The 6211-nt window shown below is 58.7% G+C and carries 5 protein-coding genes and 1 other RNA gene; 2 read left to right on the top strand and 4 right to left on the bottom strand.

Annotated features, from left to right (window positions below):
* Positions 1 to 201: 201 nt before the first annotated feature.
* Positions 202 to 617, bottom strand: an RNA gene (gene rnpB, locus ACYVI2_RS22460) — RNase P RNA component class A.
* Between the two features lie 140 nt (positions 618 to 757).
* On the opposite strand from rnpB, the gene ACYVI2_RS22465 reads away from it, so the two are divergent.
* On the top strand, positions 758 to 2608 hold the full coding sequence (locus ACYVI2_RS22465) for an ATP-binding cassette domain-containing protein (RefSeq protein ID WP_415820027.1): 1851 nt from the start codon (positions 758 to 760) through the stop codon (positions 2606 to 2608).
* Between the two features lie 132 nt (positions 2609 to 2740).
* Here the strand turns inward: ACYVI2_RS22465 and pyrC are convergent, their stop codons facing one another.
* Together pyrC and ACYVI2_RS22475 are read right to left on the bottom strand one after the other, a co-directional pair.
* Entirely contained in the window at positions 2741 to 3799 is a 1059-nt protein-coding gene (gene pyrC, locus ACYVI2_RS22470) for a dihydroorotase (RefSeq protein WP_415820026.1), read from the bottom strand.
* Between the two features lie 14 nt (positions 3800 to 3813).
* Entirely contained in the window at positions 3814 to 5007 is a 1194-nt protein-coding gene (locus tag ACYVI2_RS22475; protein WP_415820025.1) for a M20 aminoacylase family protein, read from the bottom strand.
* Positions 5008 to 5153: 146 nt separating this feature from the next.
* Here ACYVI2_RS22475 and ACYVI2_RS22480 point away from each other — a divergent pair, with 146 nt between their 5' ends.
* Positions 5154 to 5432 (top strand): SWIB/MDM2 domain-containing protein, encoded by a 279-nt coding sequence (locus ACYVI2_RS22480; RefSeq protein WP_026641087.1) that lies wholly within the window; start codon positions 5154 to 5156, stop codon positions 5430 to 5432.
* Positions 5433 to 5637: 205 nt separating this feature from the next.
* Here the strand turns inward: ACYVI2_RS22480 and ACYVI2_RS22485 are convergent, their stop codons facing one another.
* Positions 5638 to 6006: a DUF4870 family protein gene (locus ACYVI2_RS22485; protein ID WP_094819914.1), complete on the bottom strand. Its 369-nt coding sequence runs from the start codon at positions 6004 to 6006 to the stop codon at positions 5638 to 5640.
* Positions 6007 to 6211 lie beyond the last annotated feature (205 nt).

The raw sequence follows: 6211 nt of genomic DNA on the forward strand, positions 1-6211 counted from the left end.
AAGCGGACGGTTGCAATTTTTTCAATCACAACAAGGACTTAGAACAGTTTTTGAAATGGCAAAAATAAAAACCCCCTGATAAATCAGGAGGTTGCGGTAACAATTAAAAGTCCTTAGTCAGGAGTGGGACAAATAGAGCGCCCTTTCAATGTTTTACGTTCGGTCTTGCCGCAGCAAAACCGCCCCGTTGATGGTATTCAGCTGCAAGACAGGTCTATAGGCCGGATTCTGTACGCCGAGTCACCTCGGCGGGCAATCATTCCTCTGCGCGGACCATTGCTGAGCCGCTGTAGCCACCTACCCGCATGCTAGAGCGAGCCGCCCTTCAGGCCCGAAAGCCGTGCACATGCCTATTTGGTGTTGCTCCGGATAGAGGTTGCCGCGTTTCACCCTGCCACGCCGCCCATCGTCGCCGATGAACGCAGTACGGAGATGGCCGTACCGGTGCGCGCCAAAGCGCGCCCGCGCCGCAGACTCGTCTCTGTGGCCCTATTCCTCAACCACCGGCCGGACGTGAGTCCGGCGGCGGCTGGACGGCCGTTAGCCGCTATCCTGCTCTGTGGAGTCCGGACCTTCCTCGATGGATTCGCACCCACCGCGATTGCCCGACCTGCCTTGCGGACGCCATTGTACGGTAAGCCGGCGCAGCAACTCGGTCCCTATTTAGATAGGCTGAGTCGGACGCTATACGGAACGCAAAGCGCGCGACCTGCGACAATAGCGATATCGCAGCAAATCACCGCACTTTGTCTATTTCATGGCCAACAACACTTTGATTACCTTGACGGACGTACAACTCGCGTACGGCCACCACCCGTTGCTGGACCACGCTGATTTCGTCATCCAGGAAGGCGAACGTATCGGATTGATCGGCCGCAACGGTGCCGGCAAGAGCTCACTATTGCGCCTGCTGGATGGGCGCAACGTGCCTGACGATGGCGACATCGCCCGCAATTCCGGCCTGAAAGTCGCCACCGTCGAGCAGGAACCCGATCTCGACGAAGACGCATCGGTATACGACGTGGTCTTTAATCGCGACGATGATCACGAAGACTGGCAGCGGCCATCGCGCGTCCAAGCCTTGCTGGAACGGCTCGGCCTGCCTGGCGACGCGCGCATTGCCGGCTTGTCCGGCGGCACACGCAAACGTGTCGCGTTGGCGCGCGCGCTGGCTGACGAGCCTGACCTCCTGCTGCTCGACGAGCCTACCAACCATCTCGACTTCACCGGCATTGCGTGGCTTGAGGAACTGCTTCGCACTTGGCGCGGTGCGGCCGTCATCATCACCCACGATCGGCGCTTTCTGGATGCGATTGCCACGCGCATCGTCGAACTGGACCGCGGCAAGCTGCTGAGCTTTCCCGGCAACTTTTCACAATGGCAGGAGCGCAAGGCACAGTGGCTGGAGTCCGAACGCCTGGAAAACGCCCGGTTCGACAAACTGCTCGCTCAAGAAGAAGTCTGGATTCGCAAAGGCGTCGAGGCCCGCCGCACCCGTAACGAAGGCCGCGTGCGGCGTCTGGAGCAGCTGCGAGTCGAGCGCTCCGAACGTCGCGATCGTTTGGGGAATGTGAGCCTGGCCATCGCCGAAGGCCAGCGCTCGGGCAAGCTCGTCGCCGAGCTGGACAATGTCTCCAAAAGCTTTGGCGACCGAGTGGTGATCCAAGACTACAGCACGACGCTCATGCGCGGCGACCGCATCGGCATCATTGGTCCCAACGGCGCCGGTAAAACCACGCTATTGAAAATCATGCTGGGCGAACTGGCGCCAGACACCGGCAACGTCCGCCTCGGTACCAACGTGTCGGTCGCCTACTTTGATCAGATGCGAGCACAACTCGACGAAAGCGCGAGCCTGGTCGACATCATCAACCCAGGCAGCGAGTGGGTAGAAATCGGCGGCACCCGCAAACACGTCATGAGCTATCTGGGCGATTTTCTGTTTTCGCCTGCACGGGCGGGTTCGCCAGTCAGCAGCCTGTCCGGCGGCGAGCGTGCACGTTTGTTATTGGCGCGCCTGTTTGCCCGCCCCGCGAACGTACTGGTACTGGACGAACCCACCAACGATCTGGATATCGAGACCCTGGAACTGCTGGAAGAGCTCCTGCAGGAATACACCGGCACCGTCCTGCTCGTCAGCCACGATCGTGCCTTTCTTAATAATGTGGTGACACAAACCATTGCCTACGAAGGAGAAGGCAAATGGCGTGATTATGTCGGTGGCTACGACGACTGGGTCGCTCAACGTCCGGCTTCGGCCGCTCCTGCAGCCCAGCAGGAAAAACCCGCGCGCGCGGCCGCCAGCGGCGCGAACACCACAGCCACGAACAACTCGGACACTGGGACAGCGGCCCTGCGTACCAAGGCCACCCGCGTAGCCAAGCTCAGTTCGTGGGAACAACGCGAACTCGAAGGATTACCCGACGCGATCGCCAAAATCGAAGCGCGCCAGGAAGACCTATCCGCTCGTTTGGCGGACGGTACACTCTACCGCGATGCGCCTGATGAAGTCGAACGCATCAATACCGAACTCGCGGCCCTGGACAAAGAACTGGAAGAAAAATTCGCCCGCTGGGAATTGCTGGAGGCTCGGCGCGGCGACAGCTAATCAATAGACTGCAACTGGCAACCCTGCCACCTGGACGGGCACCTTGGCGAGGAGTTCACACCTCGCCAAGGTGCAGCACAATTCCATGCCGATCCAGCCCATCAGGCGATGGGGCATCACCGCCAGAAGCTCTCAAGCCACACGCCAATCCAGTGATTCGCCGGCCGCCAAGGGGACCAACGAGGTATCGCCAAACGGCAACTCAGCGGGAATCGAGAACGACTCGCGCCGCAACGTCAGCGTATCGGTGTTGCGTGGCAGGCCGTAAAAATCCGGTCCGTGAAAACTGGCGAAACCCTCCAGACGATCCAGGCGCCCGGCGCGCTCGAATGCCGTGGCGTAGAGTTCCATGGCGTGCAGTGCCGTATAGCAACCCGCACAGCCACAGGCATGCTCTTTCAATCCGCGAGCGTGCGGAGCGCTGTCCGTGCCCAGGAAAAAGCGCGGGCTGCCGCTCGTGGCGGCATCGACCAGCGCCTGGCGATGCACCTCTCGCTTCAGGATAGGCAGGCAATACCAGTGCGGCCGCACGCCGCCCTGGAAAATCGCGTTCCGGTTGTACAGCATGTGCTGCGGCGTGATCGTCGCGGCTGTCGGCCCCTCGGCATCACGCACATACTCTGCACCGTCCTTGGTCGTGATGTGTTCGAACACCACCTTCAGGCCGGGATAGGCTTTGCGCAGCGGACGCATCACGCGATCGATAAACACGGCCTCGCGGTCGAACACGTCAATATCCGGGTCGGTGACTTCGCCATGCACCAGCAAAGGCATGCCGCAACGTTCCAACGCTTGCAGTGCCTTGCTGCATTTGCCCAGCAGATCCGTCACCCCGGCGTCGGAGTTCGTGGTCGCCCCGGCCGGATAAAGCTTGACCGCGTACACCTGGCCGGACGTATGCGCGCGCATGATCTCATCGGCCGTCGTATTGTCCGTCAGGTACAGCGTCATCAAAGGCGTAAAAGCCGGGACATTTTCCTGCTGCCGCAAGGCGTCCTCGATCCGTTGGCGATACGCCAATGCCTGTTCGGTCGTCGTCACAGGCGGACGCAGATTAGGCATGATGATGGCGCGCGCAAACTGGCGCGCCGTATCGCCCACCACGGCCTGCAATGCCGCACCATCGCGCAAATGCAAATGCCAGTCGTCGGGACGGGTAATCGTAAGTTGAGTAATGTTTTGATCAGACATGAGAGCAACCTGGCTTATTCAGCCAAAGGCATGCCACGCTCGGCCAAGGCGCAAAACATCGCGCTACCCAGCGGAATCACAGCATCATTGAAGTCGAAGTGGGAATTATGCAGCACGCAGCCGGATTCGGCTCCGCCCTGGCCCAAGCGGAAATAGGCCCCGGGACGGGATTGCAGCATGAACGAAAAATCCTCGGAGCCCATCGAAGGCACCAGATCGCGCACCACGTTTTCTTTGCCGATCATATCCGTGGCGATATCGGCGACTAAATTCGCGTGCTGCGGCGTATTCAGGGTCGCGGGATAGATACGCTGGTAATTGATTTCAGCTGTCGCCCCAAAACCGCCGGCGATCGCGTTCACCAGCTCGCGCATCCGCGTCTCGACCATTTCCTGCACCGATTTGCGGAACGTGCGGACCGTGCCCACCAATTTGGCTTCGCGGGGAATCACGCTCATGGCCCCCGGGTGCCCTGCCTGCAGCGATCCGATGGACAGCACCGCCGAATCCAGCGGATTAACATTTCGCGACACAATCGTCTGCAGCGCGGTAATCACATGGCCTGCGATGGTGACAGGGTCAATCGTCTGGTAGGGATGCGCGCCATGGCCGCCACGCCCCGTAATGGTGATATCGAAACGATCCGCCGCCGCCATCATGGGGCCGGGATTGATCCCGACGGTGCCGGGTTTTAAACCCGGCCAATTATGCAGAGCATAGATGGCGTCACACGGAAAGGTATCAAACAACCCGTCCTCCATCATGGCCTTTGCGCCACCCCGCCCTTCTTCAGCCGGCTGAAAAATCAATACGGCGGTGCCGTCAAAATTGCGCGTTTGTGCCAGATAGCGTGCAGCCCCCAGCAAAATCGTGGTGTGCCCATCGTGACCGCAGCCATGCATCAATCCGGGTTTGTTGGATTTGTACGCAAAATTGTTATCCTCTGTCATGGGTAGCGCGTCCATATCGGCGCGCAGACCGATCATGCGCCCGCTATCGCAGCTTCTGCCGCGAATAACGCCCACAACCCCTGTCTTGCCTATGCCCCGGTGTACTTCGATGCCCAGAGCCTCTAATGAGCCCGCCACGATGCCTGACGTACGCACCTCTTCGAAGCCCAATTCCGGGTGGGCATGCAAATCCCGGCGTATCGCCGTCAACTCGTCATGGAATAGACGGATAGAATCTAGTGCTGATCTTGCGTACATGAGACGTTACGCACCTTGAACAGAAGGGGGTCAAGCCCCTATTTTAGTTGCTACAGAGCATAAATGGCTTTGTCTTTGAGAGAGAGACACGTTATGCTCCGCCCGCAGGACAATTTTTCCAACAGCCAGAGAAGGAGCGCCGTAATATGGCTACAACCTCCAAACCCGCGACCGCACGCAAGCCGAATGCCGCATTCATGAAGCCCCTGACTCCCAGCGCCGAGCTGGCTGCAGTCATTGGCTCCGACGCCGTGCCGCGCACCGAGGTCACCAAAAAGATCTGGGAATACATCAAGAAGCACAACCTGCAAGATGCCAGCAACAAACGCAACATCAACGCTGACGCCAAGCTGCGTCCGATCTTTGGCAAAGATCAAGTCACGATGTTCGAATTGACCAAGCTGGTCAACGCCCACCTGAAGTAAGCAGGTAACGGGTCGTACCCAGTACGTCCCCCGTCTGCTGTCGTGGGCCGTTTATGACGGCCCATACGCCCAGGGCTTGCCGCACCGGGCGTGCATCAAGACGCGAGCCCAAATAAAAACGGCTGACCACGGTCAGCCGTTTTTATTTTTACCTGCGCAAAATAAATCTGGCCGCCTGAACGTAGCAGACGGCCATAGGCAGGATTTAGCTGTACTGGGTAGGCACCGAGCCTTCCATGAGCGCCAACCAGCCTTTAATCAAGCGATAGAGCACCCAAACCACGGTGGCCACTACACCGAGCCAGCCGATAAAAATCAACGTAGCTATCGCGCTGATCGCAAGCCACAGCAGGGCCCACCAGAACGTACGTAACAGCCAATCAAAATGCGCTGCATACATCGTGCCTGCCGCATCAGTACGTTTGAGGTACATCAACACCACAGCTGCCAATGTCGCTATACCCAAAAAGCCACCGGTCACAAAACCCAGGGCATATAAGCCATAGGTGACGTGGGTCAGCGTACGCAGGTCGAGCGAATTGTTGGGTTGAGTAGGGATCTGGGGATCGCTCACGATAACCGCTCCATCGAATAGATTTAGCCAATCTTACCGCACAAAGACGCCAGATCGGGGATAGAAATCGAGATGAGGTTTGAGCGCCACATCGTAGAAAAGCGGCTCAGAATCCGCCAGCGCGTGACCTCGAACGAAGCTGATCCACGTACATCGTTTTTTATGATCGCCCAAAGACAAAACCCCACCAGAGGGAATCTGGTGG

This window comes from Bordetella tumbae (assembly GCF_054780995.1).

Bases quoted from the DNA above. Each gene is read 5' to 3' on its own strand.
- ACYVI2_RS22465 (WP_415820027.1), top strand. From the start codon at position 758: ATGGCCAACAACACTTTGATTACCTTGACGGACGTACAACTCGCGTAC.
- pyrC (WP_415820026.1), bottom strand. From the start codon at position 3,799: ATGTCTGATCAAAACATTACTCAACTTACGATTACCCGTCCCGACGAC.
- ACYVI2_RS22475 (WP_415820025.1), bottom strand. From the start codon at position 5,007: ATGTACGCAAGATCAGCACTAGATTCTATCCGTCTATTCCATGACGAG.
- ACYVI2_RS22480 (WP_026641087.1), top strand. From the start codon at position 5,154: ATGGCTACAACCTCCAAACCCGCGACCGCACGCAAGCCGAATGCCGCA.